We start from the raw sequence: 19,367 nt of genomic DNA, 5'->3' as shown, positions 1-19,367 counted from the left end.
CTATTGCAAGATTGCGCCGAGATCGTCGATGTCGGCATAGGTGTCTATGATCGTGTCGGCAGCAGTTTCCGACGACAGCACTTCGCGCGGCAGGGTGGTGGTCAGCACCACGATCCGGCCCGCTCCCGCACGTCGGGCCGCTTCGATGCCCGCGCGGGCGTCTTCGAATACGACGCATTCCGACGGATTCAGTCCCAGTTCAGCCGCGGCCGTCAGATAGATTTCCGGATCGGGCTTGCAGTGCGTTACCCGGTCGCCCGAGACGATCTGTTCGAAGAAGGCGCCGATGCCGCATTTCTCCAGCACGAAATCCACGTTCGTGCGGCAGCCCGACGAGCCGACCGCACAGCGTATGCCCGCTTCGTGCAGCTGCTTCAGCAGGGTGGCCAGCCCCTCGACCGGACGGATCGTCGGTGCATAGATTTCGCGATAGATCGCCTCCTTTTCTTCGGCCAGCGCCGCCAGTCCCTTTTCGCGGATGATCTCCTCGGGCATGATTTGGCGCATGATGTCGTCGTTGCCCATGCCGAATACGCCCGTCAGCTTCTCCTGCCATCCCTCCACGTTGTAGCGGGCGCAGAATATTTCGAATGCCTTGACGTGTACGGCGCTGTTGTCCACCAGCGTGCCGTCCATGTCGAACAATGCCCCTTTTATCATCGGTTTGCAGTTTTTGTGTTGCAAAGGTAGTGATTTTTTGCGTCCGGCCAGTCGATGGGCATGCGTTTGTGCAAAAAATGGCGTACATTTGCGCCACTCAATCATCGCTAACATGGCGCATACGAAAATCGAAAAGACCAACGCCGCCCGTCTGCTCGACCGGGCCGGGATCGCCTACGAGCTGGTGCCCTATCGGGTCGACGAGGAGCATCTGGCGGCCGTGCATGTGGCCGAACAGCTCGGAGAGCCGATCGAATGCGTCTTCAAGACGCTTGTTTTGCGGGGCGACCGGAACGGACTTTTTGTCTGCGTCGTGCCGGGCGATCACGAGGTCGACCTCAAGGCGGCGGCACGGGTTTCAGGCAACAAGAAGGCCGACCTGATCCCCATGAAAGAGCTGCTGCCCGCTACGGGGTATATTCGCGGCGGGTGTTCGCCCATCGGGATGAAAAAGGCGCTGCCAACATTCATCCATGTTTCGGCTGCCGAACATCCGTTCATCTACATCAGTGCCGGCGTGCGGGGGTTGCAGCTGAAGCTCGCCCCGCAAGATTTGATGGCATTCGTCCGCGCCACGCCGGCCGATCTCAGCCGTCAGGCGCAATAGCGGGGTGCCGATCAGATGCCCGGCCCGTTCATCGCCAGAATCCAGGCGTTCAGATAGGTCGCATAAAGCAGCCAGCAGAGATACGGGACGAAAAGCCACATCGCGTCCTGGCGCACCTGCCGGCTGCGAGCCATGTAAAGCACGACCAAGGCGTCGAGCACCACGATGTCGATCATGCCCAGCAGCGGGCTGCGGCACAGGAAGAAAAGCAAGCTCCACAAAAAGTTGACTTCCAGCTGAATGCCCCATATCGTCATTGTTTCATGCTGCGGCCCGCCCGGCGCCGTCAGAACGCGGCCGGCCGAGATGCCCATCAATATGTAGATGATGCCCCACGCGATCGGAAAGAGGATGTTGGGCGGCGTGCCTGCCGGCTTGAGCAGCGCGGGGTACCATGCGGTCATCGCATCCCGTTGCAGCCAGCCGGCCAGTGCGCCCACACCCAGGCAGAGGATTATCGGCCAGATATAGGCCCAGGGGGAACGACGGAACCACGGCAGGGGTGCCGGAGGTATCTCGGCAGCAGCTCTGCGTTCGTTGCGCTGGCCGAGGTAGGCCAGCGCAAGCATCGGCATGACTTCGAAACCCCGCCGGACAAGTTGGTTCATCTTTTTGCGGCGCAGCAGGTTGATCGTTGTGGCGGCTATGCTGATGCCTGTCAGCAGGCAGGCCGTTGCGCGGATGGCGAATGCACGACGTTGGGCCGATGCGTCCTGCGGGGAGGTGGGTTGCGGGGTTTTGTTCATGGTGCAAACGAATATTTTCGGGGTTCGCGCGGCAAAAAGGGTGCCGGGGCATCGTGCGCTGCCAAGAATTTGTCCGCTACGAGGGGCGAAGCGACATTTTGGCTTTCGATTGTGAGCGACAAGCCGATGAATTGTGTATCTTTGTCCCAAGAGAGGCCGCGGCCCGATTTTTCTTACGAACGATTGCATGTTATGAAACCTCGATTGATAGCCATCGTCGGCACCAACGCTTCGGGCAAAAGCGCCGTGGGGTTGGAACTTGCCCGGCGTTACGGCGGCGAAATCCTTTCGGCCGATTCGCGGCAGATCTTGCGCGGTTACGATCTTTGTTCGGGCAAGGTAACCGCCGAAGAACGGCAGGCTGTGCGGCATCATCTGCTGGACATAGCCGATGCCGGCACTTATTTCTCGCTGGCCGACTACCAGGCGCAGGCTTATGCGGCCATCGACGATATTGTGGCCCGGGGCAAGGTGCCGTTTCTTGTGGGCGGTACCGGGTTGTATGTCAATGCTGTTGCCGACGGTTACGAACTGGTCGACGCCGGGCCGGACGACGCATTGCGCCGACGGCTGGAGGGTATGAGCGCCGAAGAACTGGTGCAGCTGCTTCGGGAAAAGACTGCCGAGGTGCCCGAATTCCTTGATCTCAACAACAAAAAACGGTTGGTGCGGGCTTGCGAAGTGTTGCTTTCGGGACGTTCGCTGACCGAAACCCGTGCTTGCAGTCCGCGGTGCGACGTGCTGAAGATCGGCGTGACCTGGGAGCGTCCTTTGTTGCGGCAGCGCATCGAGGAGCGGTTGCGCAAGCGGCTGGAGCAGGGTATGATCGACGAAGTGAAGCAGGGACTCGATGCCGGTGTCGGCTACGATGTGTTCTACAATCTTGGACTGGAATATCGTTTCATCGCGCGTTATCTTAACGGCGAGTTCGGCAGTTATGACGAGTTCGTCGAGAAACTCAGGATTGCCATCGGGCAGTTCGCCAAGCGGCAAATGACCTGGTTCCGCAAGGATCCGTCGATCCATTGGCTCGACATGCACGGCGATCCCGTTGCCGAGGCTTCGCAGTTGATCGAAGCTTTCTTGGAAATAGGATGATCTTGTTGCAGAGTTGCGACTGCCGTATCTTCCAAATCCGGTTTCAAATAAAAATGCGACCCGCAGGTCGCATTAGAAAGTTTTCAAAAGACGTATCCCGAGGTATTTACCTCCGGAACAGGTTTAGTATTCCTCCTCGTTGAAGAAGAAGTCGTCTTTCGAGGGGTAGTCGGGCCAGATATCTTCGATCGATTCGTAGATATCGCCTTCGTCTTCGATTTCCTGCAAGTTTTCGAGTACTTCGAGCGGTGCTCCCGAGCGCACCGCATAGTCGATCAGTTCGTCTTTCGTCGCGGGCCAAGGGGCATCCTCAAGTTTCGATGCCAGTTCAAGCGTCCAGTACATAATATCAGTTTTTTTGAGTTTACGCAATCGTTGATCCGCCCGGCGGCCGATCTTGCGCCTTGCGGCGCGATTTTGCAAAAGTATAAAAAAAACGATAAAAACAAATTTTTTCGAAATTATATCTTACTGCCGGGGGACGGCTACGGCACGCGAAACCCCGAAATGGGCGTAGCGGCTGCCGCAGGTGGGCGGAGTTTTCCAGCCGCGGCCGAACGAAAAAGGAACTCTGTCGGATTTGCCGAATTTTTCAGGACGACGGGTGCACCTTCGATGGAGCGGATGTCCGAAGACGTATTCGGGGCGTGCGCCGTTTGGAGACCGTGTTGTCTGAGGCAGGGCGTTGTGAGATGGGGCGGTTTCTTACGGAATCCACAGCGTTTCGTCCACTCGATAGTAGGCGGTCAACGTGCGGCCCAACAGATAAAAGTAGTCCGAAAGCCGGTTTAGCCAGGTCAGCGCCGTGGCATCCACGCCATGTTCCTGGTCGGCCCGCAGCGCCGCCCGTTCGGCCCGGCGGCAGATCGTGCGGCAGATGTGGCAGAGCGAAACCGCCGCATGGCCGCCCGGCAGGGTAAATTTGTCGATGGGCGGCAGTGCCGCTTGCATGGCGTCGATCCGCTGCTCCAGTGCTTCCACGGCGTCGGGCGCCAGCGGCTGCACGTGGGAGCTGCCCGCTTCGCCCACGGCCAGCAGCGCTTCGACCGTCATCAGGCGGGAAAGGATGCGTTTCAGGTCTTCGTTCGGCTCCGATAAGCCCGCATCGCCGCGCAGACGATCCGAAAGCAGCGCCACGAATGCGGCCAGTTCGTCGACCGTGCCGTAGGCTTCCACTCTGCTGTCGGTCTTGAAGACCCGTTCTCCTCCGATCAGGGAGGTCATGCCCCGATCGCCCGTCTTGGTATATACTTTCATAATATGAAGTGCTGTTTCGGCAAATGATTGTTGAACAGCAGCAGATAGGCCCGATTGTCCACCGACGTGGAGCGGTGCGTGGCCACGATCTGCCGGCATAGTGCGCGGCGTTCGGATTCGGCGTTGGGTTCCAGTATCGCCAGAGTCGCCCCCGTGCGTAGGGCTGCAGCGTTCAGAGCCAGCAGCTCGGCCCGCGGCACGTCGTGCGTCGCTATGCAGAATGCCGCATCCGCACGATTCAGGCCAAACGTGCCGTATCCCGCATGAATCGCCAGATTCTGCAACTGCATGGCCCGGCGTTCGCTCACTCCGGCTGCCAGCAGGGCTTCGTAGAGCGTGCGGTCGCCCGGCAGCAGGGTCGTGCGCATGAAGACTTCGCGGACGATCGCATAGACGAAAGGCGAGTGCACCCCGTGTCCCCGGAAGTGGCGCGCGCGCGTCAGACGGATGCCTGCGGCGGCAAGTCGCGCCGTCCATCCCGGTTTCCATTGAGACAGTGCGATCTTCATCGTCTTATTTTTTGAGCATGCCCGCCAGCCGGCCCGTCGAGAAAGCGATCTGGAGGTTGTAGCCGCCTGTGTTGGCGTCCAGGTCGAGCACTTCGCCGGCGAAATACAACCCCTGGACTTTCAGCGATTCCATCGTGTGGGGATTCACTTCGTCGCAGCGCACGCCGCCGGCCGTTGTCACAGCATATTCGAACGGGGCATAGTCCGTTATGGGGAACGTCATGCTTTTGAGCGTGCGGATCAGCCGGTCGATTTCGGCATCGGTCACTTTCGAAAGATAGTTTTTCGAATGGATGTCCAGCTCCTGCGCCAGGGGCATGACCAGCCCCTTGGGAACCAGCTTGCGCAGCAGTTCCCCGAAGAAGTCCGTCTTGCCCATTTCGGCACGTTCGCGGGCGATGCGTTCGCGCAGCATCTCTGCGGTCAGCGCCGGCTTGAGGTCGAGGACCAGTTTCACGCGCCGTTGTTCGATCAGCGCATCGACCGCATCGCGGCTTACGCGGAGCGCCACGGCCCCTTCGATGCCGCGTTCGGAGAATCCGATTTCGCCGAATTCTTCGCGCACGGGTTCGTTGTCGATGTAAAGCACCGCTTTGACGTTGCGCAGCAACAGGCCGTGCATGTATTTGATCTGCGGATGCGAGGAGACCAGCGGGGTCAGCGAAGGCCGCAGCGGTTCGATCGTGTGTCCCAGATCGGCCGCAAAGGCATAGCCGTCGCCCGTCGATCCGGTGGCGGGGTAGGAGACGCCGCCCGTCGCCACGATCGCCTGACGGCACTCTTCCTTGCGTTCGAAGCCTCGTTTGTTGATATAGCGGACGCCGAAAATCCGGTCGCCGAGCGTCAGAATGCCCGTGACCCGGGTTTCGTAGAGTATCTTCACTCCGTTCTCTACGCAATATTCCAGCAGGGCGTTAGCTATGTCCCAGGCCTTGCCGCTGTGCGGGAACACGCGTTCGCCGCGCTCTACGTCCAGTTTCACGCCCTGGCGTTCGAAGAAGCGGATCGTAGCCTTGTTGTTGAATGCAGCGAACGCCGGTGCAAAAAATTCGGCGTTCGTGCGTACTTGTTGTGCGAATTCTTCGGCCGGACGCGCGTTGGTCACGTTGCAGCGTCCCTTGCCTGTGATGCGTACCTTGCGGCCCGACTTCTCCATCTTTTCGAGCAGCAGCACCCGTTTCCCGGCGTGCGCCGCCGTGCCTGCCGCCATCATGCCCGCGGCTCCGGCTCCGATGACGATCACGTCGTAGGGGCGTCGTTCTTCAGGTTGTTTTGTTTCGGTTTGTTCCATACGGACGCAAATATACGGATTTCGCTATTCATAATCCACAATCGCCCGCTAAAAAAGTCATTCCTGTTTGTCGAAAAATCTGTTGGTGTATTTTCGATTCTTGATTTTTAATCGTATTTTTGCGCCCGTTCTAAACGTTCTACCTATGTTGAGCAGAAGATTACTTCGTATAAAGGTTGTCAAGGCGTTGTTCGCCCATTTCAAGTCGGATTCCGACAACATGATCGCTTCGGAAAAGACGCTCATGGCTTCCGTCGACAAGGCCTACGATCTTTATTTCCAGATGATGTTGCTGCCTGTCGAACTGGTGCGCTACGCCGGGCAGCGTTTGGAGATGGCCAAGACCAAGAAGCTGCCTACCTACGAAGACCTGCACCCCAACACCAAATTCGTCGACAACGTCGTGCTGCGCATCATGGCCAACAGCGATGCCGTGAACGACTATGCTGCGGCCCGCAAGCTGGGCTGGGAGCGTTATCCCGATCTGATCCGTACGCTTTATGGGCGTCTCGTTGAGAGCGACTATTATAAGGAATACATGTTGCGCGAGGAACGGTCGTTCGACGAGGATCGCCGTTTTGTCGAGGATTTTTTCATCGAGATACAAAATTGCGACGAGCTGGACGACGTGTTGGAGGAGATGTCTGTTCTCTGGAGCGACGATCTGCCCTATATTCTGATTATGATCCAGCGAACGCTGTCGTCTCTGCGGCCTTCGCATGCCGAAATGAAGGTGCTGCCCAAGTTCAAGTGCGATGACGACCCCGAGTTCGTCAAGACGCTTTTCGAGAAATCGCTGGTCAACTACGACAAGTACCAGGAGCAGATCGAGAAGTTCACTTCCAACTGGGACGTGGAGCGTATCGTTTTCATGGACAACCTCATCATCGGCACCGCCATGTCCGAACTCATCGAGTTCCCATCGATTCCTGTCAAGGTAACCCTCGACGAATGGATCGAGATATCCAAGTATTACTCTACGCCCGGCAGCAGCACGTTCATCAACGGCGTGTTGGACAAGATCGTTGCGTCGCTTGCCGACCAGGGGCGGATCAAGAAATCCGGCCGCGGTTTGATTTAGCGGCGCCATGCTTCGTGTCGTGTTTCTTTGTTGGCTGGGCGTCGCTTTGAATGCCTGCGTTTCTCGGCCCACCCCGGTCGGATATGCGGGGCGCGTCGTCTCCTTGACCGATTCGTTGCTTGCCTGCGGCTGGAGCGATACCGTTCGTCTGGGGAAACTGCATTCCGGCGAAGTCGCCGTTTCTCGTTTGCAGATCGCCAACCATGCTCCGCAGGCTGTCGTCATCTCCTCGTTCGAGCGCAGTTGCGGATGCGTCGCTTTTTCGTTCGAGGAGTCTCCCTTGCTGCCCGGCCAGACCCGGGAACTGACCCTCACGTTCGATTCCCGCGGCTTGTGGGGCTGGCAATTCAAGAGTCTCGACATCCGTTTCGCCGGCGCAGCCCGGCCCTGGCGCATCTTCGTCGATGTCGATGTGAAGTAAGGGCGCGATCTGCTGCAAGTTCGGCCGGCCTTTTCGCCGAAGCTTCTGGCGCTTTCTCGGATGTCTCAACGGCAAGTTACCGATATTGTCGAATAAAAAACAGCGTTACTTGTTGGGCTGCAACAAATAACGCTGTTTTCGTGAACCGGTTGGGATCACAAAATGTCGTTGTGCGACAGACTGCGACAACGGGATACATTGCCATTCTTGATGGTAATATAACCCGTTAAAAAACAAAAAAGAGGAGAATTGATATTCTCCTCTTTCGTGAACCCGCTGGGGCTCGAACCCAGGACCCCAACATTAAAAGTGTTGTGCTCTACCAGCTGAGCTACGGATTCTCCGTGTCCCAATCGGGCATGGTTGCCGTTTTGGTGGTGCAAATGTAGAGATTATTTTTGTTTTACCAAAATAAAACGATATTTTTGTAGAAATCAAACGCAATTATTCGCAACCTACAAGTTCATACGTTTATGTGTAAAGCCTTAATCATCGGTGCCGGAGGCGTCGGTACGGTCGTTACCCAGAAGATCGCCGCCAATCCTGTCTTCACGGAAGTGATGCTCGCCAGCCGCACCAAATCCAAATGCGATGCCGTGGCCGCAGCCATCGGCGGCAACCGCGTCAAGACCGCCCAGGTCGATGCCGACAGCGTGGCCGAGTTGTGCGCGCTGTTCCGCGCTTTCAAGCCCGACATCGTTGTCAACGTTGCCCTGCCATACCAGGATCTCACGATCATGGACGCGTGCCTGGAGTGCGGCTGCAACTACCTCGACACGGCCAACTACGAGCCTAAGGACGAGGCGCATTTCGAGTATTCGTGGCAGTGGGCCTATCAGGATCGGTTCAAGGCCGCAGGGCTTACGGCGATCCTCGGCTGCGGCTTCGACCCGGGCGTCACGGCCATCTTCACAGCCTATGCCGCCAAGCACCATTTCGACGAAATCCACTACCTCGACATCGTCGACTGCAACGCCGGCAACCACGGCATGGCTTTCGCCACCAACTTCAACCCTGAAATCAACATCCGCGAGGTTACCCAGAAGGGGCGTTACTACGAGAACGGCAAGTGGGTCGTTACCGAGCCGCACGAGATACACCGTCCGTTGAACTATCCCGGCATCGGCGAGCGCGAATCCTACGTCATTTACCACGAGGAGCTGGAATCGCTCGTCAAGAATTATCCCACCATCCGGCGCGCCCGTTTCTGGATGACTTTCGGCCAAGAGTACCTCACGCACCTGCGCGTCATTCAGAACATCGGCATGGCCCGCATCGACCCGATCATCTACAACGGTGTCGAGATCGTTCCCATTCAGTTCCTCAAAGCCGTGCTGCCCGATCCCAAGTCGCTGGGCGCCAATTATCATGGGCAGACCTCCATCGGCTGCCGCATCCGTGGTGTCAAGGACGGTAAAGAGCGCACCTATTATATCTATAACAACTGCGACCACGAGGCCGCTTTCAAGGAGACCGGTACGCAGGCCGTCAGCTTCACTACCGGCGTGCCGGCTGCTTTGGGCGCTTCGATGTGGGCCAAGGGGCTGTGGCGCGGCGCCGGCGTCTTCAACGTCGAGGAGTTCGATCCCGATCCGTTCCTCGCCGAACTCGGCCCCCAGGGTCTTCCGTGGCACGAGTTGTTCGACGTCGATATCGAAGTGTAGCTCGTCGGCAGGAGGGGCATATCCCTCTGCCCGCCCGGAGTTTCCGGATTGTCGGACAAGCCCTCTCCGTATAGGAGGGGGCTTTTTGTGTAGAGACTGCCCGGATGCGGCGCCCGTCCGAACCTATGTCCGTTCGAACGCTTTGTTCGCCCGAACTCGCCGTCCATTCGAATCTGTCGGTCGTCCGGATGCTTTGTTTGCCCGAACTCGCGACTTATCCGAATCCGCCGGTCTTCTGCTCCGCACTCCGGCCGGCGTAGCCCGGTGTCCTTTTATTGGGTATAAATACTTATTTTTCCCTGCGTCCCGTAGGTTTTGTTCGCGATTTTGTTATTTTTGCATCTGTTTTTGAATTGATATTTCTTTTCGGATGATCGACTTCAGCAAGCTGCCCGCTCCATGTTATGTTCTCGATGAGAAGTTGTTGTACGACAACCTCGCCGTCATCGATCGCGTTCGCCGCGAATCGGGCGCCGAGATCATCGTAGCCCTCAAGGCGTGCGCCATGTGGAGCATCTTCCCCGAGTTGGCACAGCATTCCGACGGCGCCACCGCTTCTTCGGCCGCCGAGGCCCGGTTGGTCTTCGAGGAGTTCGGGTGCCCGGCCCATACCTATGCGCCCGTTTACAGCGAGCGCGATTTCGACGAAATCCTACGTTGCAGCGACCATATCACGTTCAATTCCGTTGCGCAGTTCGAGCGCTTCGGGCAGCGGGCGCTCATCAACGGCGTGTCGTGCGGATTGCGGGTCAATCCCGGATATTCGCCCGTCGAAACCGACCTCTATAATCCCTGCGTCGCCGGATCGCGGCTCGGCATCCCGCCCGAGCAGCTGGAGAGGCTGCCCGCCGGTGTCGAGGGGCTGCATTTCCACGTCTTGTGCGAGTCGCGGCCCGAGCATTTGCAAAAGGCGCTCGAAGCTGTCGAGGCACGCTTCGGGCATCTCCTGCCGCAGATCGGGTGGCTCAACATGGGCGGCGGCCACCTCATGACGCATGCCGATTACGATTGCGACGAATTGATCCGTATCCTCCGCGATTTCAAGGCCCGTTACCCTCGCTTGCGGCTCATCCTTGAGCCGGGCAGCGCCTTTACGTGGCGCTCCGGTTATCTGGTCGCCACCGTCGAGGACATCGTTGTCAACGGCGGCGTCAACACCGCCATGCTCGATGTGTCGTTCGCCTGCCACATGCCCGATTGTCTTGAAATGCCCTATAAACCCGCCATCGTCGGGGCGCACGAACCTGCCGAGGGCGAAAAATCGTGGCGCATGGGCGGCGCCAGCTGTCTGGCCGGCGACTTCTGTGGCGAATGGGCTTTCGACCGCGATCCGCAGGTCGGCGACCGCATCGTCTTCGAGGACATGATTCACTATACGATGGTCAAGACCACCATGTTCAACGGGGTGCACCATCCCGCCATCGTCATCGTCCGCCGCGACGGAAGCGTCGAAGTCGTACGCCGCTTCGGCTACGAAGATTTCAAAAACCGCATGTCATAACCGTAAACTTGAAATAAATGGAAAAATTTACGCCTACATCCTATACGCTTGCTTGCGTGGCCACGGGCCGGGAGTTCGAGGACGAGGGTTGGACGCTCGAAGACCGGGCCTGCAAAACGCCGTCGCTCGTGCGTACCAAGTATGCCCGGACGCAGCTCGGCGTCAAGTCGCCCGAGTTCGGGCTTTACAAGTTCTGCGATTGGCTGCCCGTTCGCCGCATGCTCAAGGGGTCTTCGGCTCCTGTCACGTTCCGCAGCAAGGGGTTGGGTAAGTATCTCGGTCTGGAGAATCTTTGGATTACCTTCAATGGCTATTATCCCGCCGTCGGAGCTTCGATGACCACTTGTTCGTTCAAGGAGACCGAGGCTTATTCGGTCTGCGCCCGTGCCGCCGAGGATGAAAGCCGCGTGCTGGTCGTCGCTTCGGCTGGCAACACCGCCCGGGCTTTCGCCAAGGTTTGTTCCGACAACAACATCAAGTTGTTGCTCGCCGTGCCTTACGACAACATCGGTGCTTTGTGGTTCGACCAACCGTTGAATCCTTGCGTCAAACTCATTTCGTGCGAGAAGGGCGGCGATTATTTCGATGCCATCCATCTTTCCAACCTCGCCTTGAAAGGGCAGGGGTTCTATGCCGAGGGCGGAGCGAAGAACGTCGCCCGCCGCGACGGCATGGCCACCACCGTGCTGTCCGCCGTGACGACCATCGGCCGCATTCCCGACTACTACTTCCAGGCCGTCGGTTCCGGCACCGGAGCCATCGCAGCCTGGGAGGCCAACATGCGGTTGATCGAGGACGGACGTTTCGGCAGCAATACCATGAAGTTGATGGTGTCGCAGAATGCGCCTTTCGTTCCCATGTACGATGCCTGGCGTGCCGATTCGCGGGTCATGCTGCCCTACGACGACAACAAGGCGCGGCGCGATGCCGAGATCATCGATGCCAAGGTCTTGTCCAACCGGCGCCCGCCCTACGGATTGGTCGGGGGTCTCTACGATGCGTTGAAAGCTACCGGAGGCGATGTTTTCGTCGCCACCAATGCCCAGGCACGCAAGGCCGGCAAGCTCTTCCAGGAACTGGAGGGCGTCGATATTTATTCGGCCGCCGGTGTCGCCACGGCTTCGCTCATCAAGGCCGTCGCCGACGGCAAGGTCGAGAAGGATGCCACCGTCATGCTCAACATCACGGGCGGCGGCGAGCAGTTGTTCAAGCAGGGCAAGGAGCTTTGGTATTTGCAGCCCGATCTGGTTTTTCCGCTCGATCCCGATGTCGACGAGGTGGTCGCCAAGGTCGAAGAATTATTCAAGTAAAACTTTATATAGCATGCGAAAGTTACTTGTTGCGCTTGTTTTTGCGGTGTCGGTTGTCCCTGCCGTCGCTCAGCAGACTGCCGAGTTCGATTCGTCGGTCAACCGTTGGTTGAAGGCCAACCGCGGAAAGGCCTACCCCCGTTTCGCAGCCAGACAGGTGCGCGAGATCGCCGATAACATCATCGCTTACCAGAACACGGACGGCGGCTGGGCCAAGAACCTCGACATGATGTCTTGCGCCGATCCTGATTCGGTCATCATGTCGCTGACGCCGCGCTACCGCACCAGTACGCTCGACAATAACAACATCTATACCCAGATCGCCTATCTATCCGAAACCTATCGGGTTACGGGCGACAAGCGCTACCGCGACGCAGCCCGCAAGGGCGTGGAGTGGATCCTCGCTGCTCAATATCCCAACGGCGGCTGGCGGGGCTGGGACGTCGATGCCATCACTTTCAACGACAACGTTATGCCCGGCGTGCTGTGGTTGTGGCTGGATATTCTCGAAGGGCAGCCGCGCTATGCTTGGGTCGACAAGAAGCTGCGCACGCGCATCCGCCATTCGTGGGATCGGGGCCTCGATCTGCTGCTCCGTTGCCAGTGGGTGCGCGACGGCGTGAAAACCATCTGGCCGCAGCAGTGCGACCACGAGACCCTGCTCCCGGTCAAGGCCCGGGCGTTCGAGCTGCCCGGGTTGGTAACCAACGAGAGTACGACCGTCGTCATGCTGCTGATGCGTATCGAGAACCCTTCGCCCGAAGTCATCGACGCCGTGAAGTCGGCTGTCGCCTGGTTCGACCGCACGAAGATCGAGGGCAAGAAGATCGTTACGGTCTCCGTGCCCGAGGGATTGGCCGAAGATCCGAATATCAAGGCCGACCGGATTCTGGTCGACGATCCCGATGCCGCTCCCATCTGGGCGCGTTACTACGAATTGGATAGCGACGGCTTCTTCTTCGCCACCCGCGCGAGCGTCAAGGTCTATTCGTTGAAGGAGGTGCCGGCCGAACGGCGCTTGGGCTACGCCTGGTACGGCGTGTGGGGCAACTGGGTGTTGGATAAGTATCCCGCATGGCTTGCTAAAATCGAAAAGGTAAAATAAAGTTATAAAATCGGGGCGGTGTTTTACTTTGCGCCTGCTTTCGGTTCATCCTCTCGACGGTCAACATGAGTTTCGCAGCCGGACTTCGCGTTGACCGTCGTTTTTTGTTTCATTCCAATTCTAATCCAAGCATGAAAAAATCCTATCCGGAACAGATCTTCTGTTTCAAGCGCTGGAACCGCAAAGGCTGGTCGGCCTTCGCCAGTTTCCACCGTCTTGTCATGATCGGAGTGCTCTCGGTGGTGATGTCCATGCTCTTGCTTGCTACGCAACGCGCTTCAGCGCAGCCGGCCGACACCACCGTGGTGTTGCGCGAGCTGCGCATTGCCGAGGTCGGCATTTCAGGCCGCCGTTCGGCGGCCGTGCGCAACGTTGTGTCGCAAACCCCGCTTTTCGACCGGAAAGCGCAGGCCGCAGCGCCTTATCAGACGCTCGAATCGGCTTTGCGCACTGCTCCGTCGGTCGATATCCGCGAGCGCGGGGGCAAGGGTACGCAAGCCGACATCTCCATCCGCGGGGGTTCGTTCGATCAGACTATGGTGCTGCTCAACGGCATCGACTTTACCGATGCCCGCACCGGTCATCAATCCCATTCTTTGCCTGTCGACCTCGATTGCATTTCGGGCATTGAGTTGCTCGACGGCATCCCCGGTGTCGGGGCTTATGCCGGCGCCGTCAATATTCGCACGGCACCGCTCGCCGCACGTTATCTGCGGTTCGAGGGCGTCGGCGGGCAGTACGGTTATGCCTACGGCAACCTCTCGGGGGCCGTCACGGTCGGCGGCTTTACTGTCCAGACCGCCGTTTCTTACCGGCGCAGCGACGGTTACCGCCATAATACCGATTTCGACACATACAACGCTTTCGTCCGTGCCACGTACGAGACCCAGCAGGGGGGATTGTTCGATTTCCAGGCCGGTTATCAGCGCCGTTCGTTCGGTTCCAACGGGTTCTACGCCGTTTATAACCCCGAGCAGTGGGAGCGCACAACGACGGCGTTGACATCGTTAAGGTGGTTGCAGCGTTTCGGGCGTTTTTCGTTGGGCGCGGCGATCAGTTACCGCAAGAACTTCGACCGCTACGACTGGACGCGCGGTACGCCCATGAACCGGCACAATACCGACAACGCGGGGGCCAAACTTTGGGCCGATTGCGATTGGGCCGGCGGCACCACCACGTTGGGCGGCGATTACGCATTCAACCACATTTACAGTTCCAACCTGGGCGACTTGCTCGCCGTGCCCAACGGCCACTATACGCGGGCCAAGGCCCGGCATACGGGCAACCTTTTCTTGCGGCATTCTTGGCAGCGGGGGGCCTGGGATGCGGCCGCTTCGGGCGGCGTCAGCTTCACGCCCTACGGAGAAACTGCTTTGTGGAGTGTCGCCGGAGGTTATGCGCCTGCTCCGGGATGGCATGTCGGCGTCGGCGCCGCGCAGTCGATGCGTCTGCCGACGTTTACCGATCTTTACTATTCGTCGCCCGCCCAGATCAACAACCTCGACCTCATGCCCGAGAAGGCCGTCACGGTGCATGCCGGCGCCCGCTATGCCAAGGGGCATTGGAATGCTTCGGCAACGGCTTATTATCGTGCCGGGCGCGACATCATAGACTGGGTGTGGCATGCCGACGACGATCCGGTCGAGGCATGGCGCGGCAAATGGCATTCCGAGCAGTCGAGCGCACTCGACACCTACGGCGTCGAGCTGGCAGGAGGGTATGTCGCTGCCGACGGGTTTTTGCGGCGCGCGACCCTTTCCTATGCGTTCGTCTCCACCGATCGCACTTCGGATGTCATCGCCAAAAGCGCCATGGACTTTCTGCGCCATAAGGCGGCGTTGTCCGTCGAGGTGCATTTCCTGCGCCGCATGACGTTCGCCTTCACGGCGTCGGTCGCTCGGCGCAACGGCAGCTATACCGACTATCCCGTGTCCGGCGATGCGTCCGTGAGCGTGATACGCGATTACGAGCCTTATTTCTTGCTCGATGCGCGCCTTGCTTGGGAGAAAGGCATCTGCCGGCTCTATGTCGACGGCACCAACCTGACCGATGCGCACCATTGCGACATGGGCGGCATCCCGCTGCCCGGCGTGTGGGTCACGGGAGGCGTCGTGCTGACCATCGGGCGGCGTTGATCTCCCTTTTCCGGCTGCGTTTTCAGCCCGGAGCCGCAAGGCTCCGGGCTAATTGTTTTGGTGTCGCAAGGCGCCGTTGGGTTCAGAGTAGTTGTGCTTCTTGTTCGGGCCGGTTTGTTATGAATCTGCGGAATTCGTTGTTATTTTCCTAACGATCCTTGCTTTTTTCTGCCGGAAAACCGTTATATTTGTAGAGTACGGAGCTGGGCCGATGGCTGTCGTCGCGTTTTGAATCATTGAATCGAAAAAATCATAGCTATGGAGCAAAGAATCGTTGAGTGCGTCCCCAATTTCAGCGAGGGGCGCGATCAGGAGACGATCCGGCGGATCGTCTCGGCCATCGAACGTTCGGGTGGCGTCAAGGTGCTGGACGTCGATCCCGGCGAGGCGACCAACCGCACGGTCGTCACGTTCGTCGGATCGCCCGAGGCGGTCGTCGAGGCCGCTTTCCAAGGCGTCAGACAGGCGGCCGAATCGATCGATATGCGGCACCATAAGGGTGCCCACCCGCGTATGGGCGCCACCGACGTTCTGCCGTTGATTCCTATTTCCGGCATTACACTGGAGGAGTGCGCCGCCTTGTCGCGCGACTTGGCCAAGCGCATCGCCGACGAGCTGTCGATCCCGACTTATTGCTACGAGGCCGCCGCATTCAAGCCCGAGCGCAAGAACCTGGCCGTCTGCCGGGCGGGCGAGTATGAGGCGCTGCCCGAAAAGCTGGCGCATGCCGAGTCGGCACCCGATTTCGGTGCCCGGCCCTATGACGAGCGGATCGCTCGCACGGGAGCCACGACCGTCGGGGCGCGCGACTTCCTGATCGCTGTCAACTTCAACCTCAATACCACTTCTACGCGCCGCGCCAACGCCATTGCGTTCGACGTCCGCGAAAAAGGGCGCCCCGTCCGCGAGGGCAACCCCATCGTCGGCAAGATCGTCAAGGATGCCGAGGGCAATCCCGTCATGCGGCCCGGCACGCTCAAGGCCACCAAGGCCATCGGCTGGTTCATCGAGGAGTACGGCATCGCCCAGGTCTCGATGAACATCACAGACATCGCCGTCACGCCCTTGCATGTCGCTTTCGACGAGGTGTGCCGCAAGGCCGAGGCCCGTGGGGTGCGCGTCACAGGTACCGAGATCGTCGGCCTGGTGCCCAAACGGGCGCTTGTCGAGGCCGGTAAGCATTTCCTGCGCAAGCAGCAGCGTTCGACCGGCATCGCCGAGGAGGAGATCGTCCGCGTGGCCGTCAAGTCGATGGGGCTGGGCGATTTGAAGCCTTTCGTGCCCGAGGAGAAAGTGATCGAATATTTGCTGGACGCAGAGCGTGCCGGCAAGCGGCTTGTCGATCTGACCTGCAAGGCTTTTGCTCACGAGACGGCCAGCGAGTCTCCGGCGCCGGGCGGCGGATCGATTTCGGCTTATATGGGCGCTCTGGGCGCTGCCCTCGGGACGATGGTCGCCAACCTTTCGGCCCATAAGGCCGGGTGGGATGAGCGTTGGAAAGAGTTTTCCGACTGGGCCGACAAGGGGCAGGCCCTCCTCTCCGAGTTGTTGCATCTGGTCGACGAGGACACTGCTGCGTTCAACCGCATCATGGACGTCTTCGCCATGCCCAAGTCTACCGACGAGGAGAAAGCCGCCCGCAGCCAAGCGTTGCAAGCCGCCACGCTCTATGCTACACAGGTGCCGTTGCGTACGATGAAAGCCGCCTGCGGGGTCTTCGACCTTGTGCAGGCTATGGCCGCCGAGGGCAATCCCAATTCGGTTTCCGATGCCGGGGTGGGCGCTCTGGCCGCCCGCAGCGCTGTGCTGGGAGCTTGTCTCAACGTCAAGATCAACGCCGCCGGATTGAAGGATCGCGCTGCGGCCGATGCTCTCGTCGCCGAGGCCGAGGCGTTGGCCGTCGAAGCGCGCCGCCGCGAAGAGGAAGTAATAGCCATTGTCGAATCAAAAATCCAGTAGCATGACCGTTTCGGAATTTCAAGCCGACATCCGCGCAGGCATCCCCGACAGGCTGCCTGCCGCCAAACCTTATGATAAGCAGATCAACCATGCCCCGCGCCGCAAGGAAATTCTTTCGCCCGAGGAGCAGGTGCTTGCTTTGAAGAACGCCTTGCGTTACTTTCCTGAGAAGCACCACGCCGTGTTGGCTCCGGAGTTCGCCGAGGAGTTGCGCAAATACGGACGCATCTACATGTACCGCTTGCGGCCCGACTACGAAATGTATGCCCGGCCTATCGACGAGTATCCTGCGCAGTGCCGGCAGGCCGCGGCCATCATGATGATGATCCAGAACAACCTCGACAAGGCCGTAGCGCAGCATCCCCACGAACTCATTACCTACGGCGGCAACGGCGCCGTGTTTCAGAACTGGGCGCAGTACCGGCTGACGATGCAATATTTGTCCGAAATGACCGACCGGCAGACGCTCGTCATGTATTCGGGCCATCCGCTCGGGTTGTTTCCCTCGCATCCCGATGCGCCGCGCGTGGTCGTTACCAACGGCATGGTAATCCCCAACTATTCGAAGCCCGACGATTGGGAGCGGATGAACGCCTTAGGGGTGTCGCAGTACGGGCAGATGACCGCCGGATCGTACATGTACATCGGGCCGCAGGGCATCGTCCACGGCACGACCATCACGGTGCTCAACGCCGCCCGCAAGCGTTTCACGGCAGGGCGCAAGGATACGCGCGGCATGCTTTTCGTGTCGTCGGGTCTGGGCGGCATGTCCGGCGCGCAGCCTAAGGCCGGCAACATCTCGGGCGTCGTGTCGGTGATCGCCGAGATCAATCCCAAGGCCGCAACGAAGCGTTTCGAGCAGGGCTGGGTCGACGAACTGCATGAATCCCTGGATGAGTTGATCCCGCGTATCCGTCAGGCTGTCAGCAAGAAGGAGGTCGTCTCGCTGGCCTACGTCGGCAATGTTGTCGATCTCTGGGAGCGTCTTGCGGCCGAAGAGATCGCCGTCGATCTGGGTTCCGACCAGACGTCGCTGCACAACCCTTGGGCAGGCGGCTACTATCCCGTCGGGTTGAGCTACGAGGCTTCCAACAAGATGATGGCCGAGGAGCCGGCTCGCTTCCGCGAGTGCGTGCAGGAGTCGCTGCGCCGCCAGGCCGATGCCATCAACAAGCTCACGGCACGCGGCATGTACTTCTTCGACTACGGCAATGCTTTTCTGTTGGAGGCGTCGCGGGCCGGTGCGGCGGTCGTGGGCGAGGGCGGACGGTTCCGCTATCCCTCCTACGTGCAGGACATCATGGGGCCGATGTTCTTCGACTATGGGTTCGGCCCGTTCCGGTGGGTCTGCACTTCCGGCAAATCCGAAGATTTGGAGCTGACCGACCGCCTGGCCGCCGAAGTGCTGGAGGAGATCCGCCGCACGGCACCCGAGGATATTCGGGGCCAGCTCGACGACAACATCCATTGGATCCGCGAGGCCGGCCGCAACAAGCTGGTTGTCGGGTCGCAGGCCCGCATCCTCTATGCCGACTGCGAGGGGCGCACCCGAATCGCGCAGGCTTTCAACCGGGCCATCGCCGAGGGGCGCATTTCTGCACCCGTCGTGTTGGGGCGCGACCACCACGACGTGTCGGGCACCGATTCGCCTTACCGCGAGACGTCGAACATCTACGACGGGTCGGCCTGCACGGCCGACATGGCCGTGCAGAACGTCATCGGCGACTCGTTCCGCGGCGCCACGTGGGTTTCGATCCACAACGGCGGCGGCGTAGGCTGGGGCGAGGTCATCAACGGCGGTTTCGGCATGGTCATCGACGGTTCGGAGGACTCCGACCGCCGCATCCGCGACATGCTTTTCTGGGACGTCAACAATGGTATCGCCCGCCGCGGCTGGGCGCGCAACGAAGGCGCCTTGGCGGCTATCCGGCGCCAGATGGAGCGCACGCCCGAGCTGCGGGTTACCTTACCTAATCAAGCAGATGAGGATATGATACGTAATACGTTGAAAAACATATAATAA

General features: G+C 59.4%; 17 protein-coding genes and 1 tRNA gene. 11 read left to right on the top strand and 7 right to left on the bottom strand.

Features of this window, described 5'->3' with window-relative positions; genetic code table 11:
• Nucleotides 1-660, bottom strand: a complete 660-nt coding sequence (locus tag QZ298_RS00795) for an HAD family phosphatase (RefSeq protein ID WP_296004686.1) — start codon at nucleotides 658-660, stop codon at nucleotides 1-3.
• 112 nt (nucleotides 661-772) lie between these two features.
• Here QZ298_RS00795 and ybaK point away from each other — a divergent pair, with 112 nt between their 5' ends.
• Complete coding sequence (gene ybaK, locus QZ298_RS00790) at nucleotides 773-1,267, top strand: Cys-tRNA(Pro) deacylase (protein WP_296004684.1); 495 nt, start codon at nucleotides 773-775, stop codon at nucleotides 1,265-1,267.
• A gap of 11 nt (nucleotides 1,268-1,278) precedes the next feature.
• Here the strand turns inward: ybaK and QZ298_RS00785 are convergent, their stop codons facing one another.
• Nucleotides 1,279-2,013 carry a TspO/MBR family protein gene (locus QZ298_RS00785; RefSeq protein ID WP_296004683.1) on the bottom strand — a complete coding sequence of 245 codons (735 nt, stop codon included), beginning with the start codon at nucleotides 2,011-2,013 and terminating at the stop codon, nucleotides 1,279-1,281.
• Nucleotides 2,014-2,205: 192 nt separating this feature from the next.
• Between QZ298_RS00785 and miaA the strand changes: the two genes are divergently transcribed.
• Complete coding sequence (miaA, locus tag QZ298_RS00780; RefSeq protein WP_296004681.1) at nucleotides 2,206-3,111, top strand: tRNA (adenosine(37)-N6)-dimethylallyltransferase MiaA; 906 nt, start codon at nucleotides 2,206-2,208, stop codon at nucleotides 3,109-3,111.
• Between the two features lie 123 nt (nucleotides 3,112-3,234).
• Here the strand turns inward: miaA and QZ298_RS00775 are convergent, their stop codons facing one another.
• The 4 genes from QZ298_RS00775 to QZ298_RS00760 form a co-directional block, all read right to left on the bottom strand.
• On the bottom strand, nucleotides 3,235-3,456 hold the full coding sequence (locus tag QZ298_RS00775) for a DUF2795 domain-containing protein (RefSeq protein ID WP_087362147.1): 222 nt from the start codon (nucleotides 3,454-3,456) through the stop codon (nucleotides 3,235-3,237).
• Nucleotides 3,457-3,816: 360 nt separating this feature from the next.
• Nucleotides 3,817-4,368, bottom strand: a complete 552-nt coding sequence (locus QZ298_RS00770; protein WP_296004679.1) for a cob(I)yrinic acid a,c-diamide adenosyltransferase — start codon at nucleotides 4,366-4,368, stop codon at nucleotides 3,817-3,819.
• The gene (locus QZ298_RS00765) at nucleotides 4,365-4,877 is read right to left on the bottom strand and encodes a hypothetical protein (protein WP_296004678.1); all 513 of its coding nucleotides are present in this window, start codon (nucleotides 4,875-4,877) and stop codon (nucleotides 4,365-4,367) included. The genes QZ298_RS00770 and QZ298_RS00765 overlap by 4 nt, the downstream gene beginning before the upstream one ends.
• 4 nt (nucleotides 4,878-4,881) lie before the next feature.
• Nucleotides 4,882-6,168: an aminoacetone oxidase family FAD-binding enzyme gene (locus QZ298_RS00760; protein WP_296004676.1), complete on the bottom strand. Its 1,287-nt coding sequence runs from the start codon at nucleotides 6,166-6,168 to the stop codon at nucleotides 4,882-4,884.
• 145 nt (nucleotides 6,169-6,313) lie between these two features.
• Here QZ298_RS00760 and QZ298_RS00755 point away from each other — a divergent pair, with 145 nt between their 5' ends.
• Nucleotides 6,314-7,249 (top strand): transcription antitermination protein NusB, encoded by a 936-nt coding sequence (locus QZ298_RS00755; RefSeq protein ID WP_296004673.1) that lies wholly within the window; start codon nucleotides 6,314-6,316, stop codon nucleotides 7,247-7,249.
• Between the two features lie 7 nt (nucleotides 7,250-7,256).
• Complete coding sequence (locus QZ298_RS00750) at nucleotides 7,257-7,670, top strand: DUF1573 domain-containing protein (protein WP_296004671.1); 414 nt, start codon at nucleotides 7,257-7,259, stop codon at nucleotides 7,668-7,670.
• A 268-nt stretch (nucleotides 7,671-7,938) separates the two neighbouring features.
• Here QZ298_RS00750 and QZ298_RS00745 read toward each other — a convergent pair.
• Nucleotides 7,939-8,011 (bottom strand) — tRNA-Lys (locus QZ298_RS00745).
• 132 nt (nucleotides 8,012-8,143) lie between these two features.
• On the opposite strand from QZ298_RS00745, the gene QZ298_RS00740 reads away from it, so the two are divergent.
• The 7 genes from QZ298_RS00740 (at nucleotide 8,144) to QZ298_RS00710 (ending at nucleotide 19,364) form a co-directional block, all read left to right on the top strand.
• Nucleotides 8,144-9,334, top strand: a complete 1,191-nt coding sequence (locus QZ298_RS00740; protein WP_296004669.1) for a saccharopine dehydrogenase family protein — start codon at nucleotides 8,144-8,146, stop codon at nucleotides 9,332-9,334.
• A gap of 370 nt (nucleotides 9,335-9,704) precedes the next feature.
• Nucleotides 9,705-10,835 carry a carboxynorspermidine decarboxylase gene (gene nspC / locus QZ298_RS00735; protein ID WP_296004667.1) on the top strand — a complete coding sequence of 377 codons (1,131 nt, stop codon included), beginning with the start codon at nucleotides 9,705-9,707 and terminating at the stop codon, nucleotides 10,833-10,835.
• A gap of 17 nt (nucleotides 10,836-10,852) precedes the next feature.
• A complete protein-coding gene (locus tag QZ298_RS00730; protein ID WP_296004665.1) occupies nucleotides 10,853-12,145 on the top strand; it encodes a cysteate synthase in 1,293 nt (430 codons plus the stop codon).
• 13 nt (nucleotides 12,146-12,158) lie between these two features.
• Entirely contained in the window at nucleotides 12,159-13,250 is a 1,092-nt protein-coding gene (gene pelA, locus QZ298_RS00725; RefSeq protein WP_296004663.1) for a pectate lyase, read from the top strand.
• A gap of 131 nt (nucleotides 13,251-13,381) precedes the next feature.
• A complete protein-coding gene (locus QZ298_RS00720; protein WP_296004661.1) occupies nucleotides 13,382-15,385 on the top strand; it encodes a TonB-dependent siderophore receptor in 2,004 nt (667 codons plus the stop codon).
• A 258-nt stretch (nucleotides 15,386-15,643) separates the two neighbouring features.
• The gene (gene ftcD, locus QZ298_RS00715) at nucleotides 15,644-17,344 is read left to right on the top strand and encodes a glutamate formimidoyltransferase (RefSeq protein WP_296004659.1); all 1,701 of its coding nucleotides are present in this window, start codon (nucleotides 15,644-15,646) and stop codon (nucleotides 17,342-17,344) included.
• A 1-nt stretch (nucleotide 17,345) separates the two neighbouring features.
• Nucleotides 17,346-19,364 carry a urocanate hydratase gene (locus tag QZ298_RS00710; protein WP_296004658.1) on the top strand — a complete coding sequence of 673 codons (2,019 nt, stop codon included), beginning with the start codon at nucleotides 17,346-17,348 and terminating at the stop codon, nucleotides 19,362-19,364.
• Nucleotides 19,365-19,367: the final 3 nt, after the last annotated feature.

The sequence above is a fragment of the uncultured Alistipes sp. genome (assembly GCF_910580175.1).
Taxonomy (GTDB): domain Bacteria; phylum Bacteroidota; class Bacteroidia; order Bacteroidales; family Rikenellaceae; genus Alistipes.
This window is presented reverse-complemented; position numbering and strand designations above follow the sequence as displayed.

Excerpts from the sequence above, each read along its gene's own strand:
- QZ298_RS00795 (WP_296004686.1), bottom strand. The coding sequence starts at position 660 with ATGATAAAAGGGGCATTGTTCGACATGGACGGCACGCTGGTGGACAAC.
- pelA (WP_296004663.1), top strand. The coding sequence starts at position 12,159 with ATGCGAAAGTTACTTGTTGCGCTTGTTTTTGCGGTGTCGGTTGTCCCT.
- QZ298_RS00730 (WP_296004665.1), top strand. The coding sequence starts at position 10,853 with ATGGAAAAATTTACGCCTACATCCTATACGCTTGCTTGCGTGGCCACG.
- nspC (WP_296004667.1), top strand. The coding sequence starts at position 9,705 with ATGATCGACTTCAGCAAGCTGCCCGCTCCATGTTATGTTCTCGATGAG.
- QZ298_RS00770 (WP_296004679.1), bottom strand. The coding sequence starts at position 4,368 with ATGAAAGTATATACCAAGACGGGCGATCGGGGCATGACCTCCCTGATC.
- QZ298_RS00785 (WP_296004683.1), bottom strand. The coding sequence starts at position 2,013 with ATGAACAAAACCCCGCAACCCACCTCCCCGCAGGACGCATCGGCCCAA.
- QZ298_RS00765 (WP_296004678.1), bottom strand. The coding sequence starts at position 4,877 with ATGAAGATCGCACTGTCTCAATGGAAACCGGGATGGACGGCGCGACTT.
- QZ298_RS00720 (WP_296004661.1), top strand. The coding sequence starts at position 13,382 with ATGAAAAAATCCTATCCGGAACAGATCTTCTGTTTCAAGCGCTGGAAC.
- QZ298_RS00740 (WP_296004669.1), top strand. The coding sequence starts at position 8,144 with ATGTGTAAAGCCTTAATCATCGGTGCCGGAGGCGTCGGTACGGTCGTT.
- QZ298_RS00755 (WP_296004673.1), top strand. The coding sequence starts at position 6,314 with ATGTTGAGCAGAAGATTACTTCGTATAAAGGTTGTCAAGGCGTTGTTC.
- QZ298_RS00710 (WP_296004658.1), top strand. The coding sequence starts at position 17,346 with ATGACCGTTTCGGAATTTCAAGCCGACATCCGCGCAGGCATCCCCGAC.
- QZ298_RS00760 (WP_296004676.1), bottom strand. The coding sequence starts at position 6,168 with ATGGAACAAACCGAAACAAAACAACCTGAAGAACGACGCCCCTACGAC.
- ftcD (WP_296004659.1), top strand. The coding sequence starts at position 15,644 with ATGGAGCAAAGAATCGTTGAGTGCGTCCCCAATTTCAGCGAGGGGCGC.
- QZ298_RS00750 (WP_296004671.1), top strand. The coding sequence starts at position 7,257 with ATGCTTCGTGTCGTGTTTCTTTGTTGGCTGGGCGTCGCTTTGAATGCC.
- miaA (WP_296004681.1), top strand. The coding sequence starts at position 2,206 with ATGAAACCTCGATTGATAGCCATCGTCGGCACCAACGCTTCGGGCAAA.
- ybaK (WP_296004684.1), top strand. The coding sequence starts at position 773 with ATGGCGCATACGAAAATCGAAAAGACCAACGCCGCCCGTCTGCTCGAC.
- QZ298_RS00775 (WP_087362147.1), bottom strand. The coding sequence starts at position 3,456 with ATGTACTGGACGCTTGAACTGGCATCGAAACTTGAGGATGCCCCTTGG.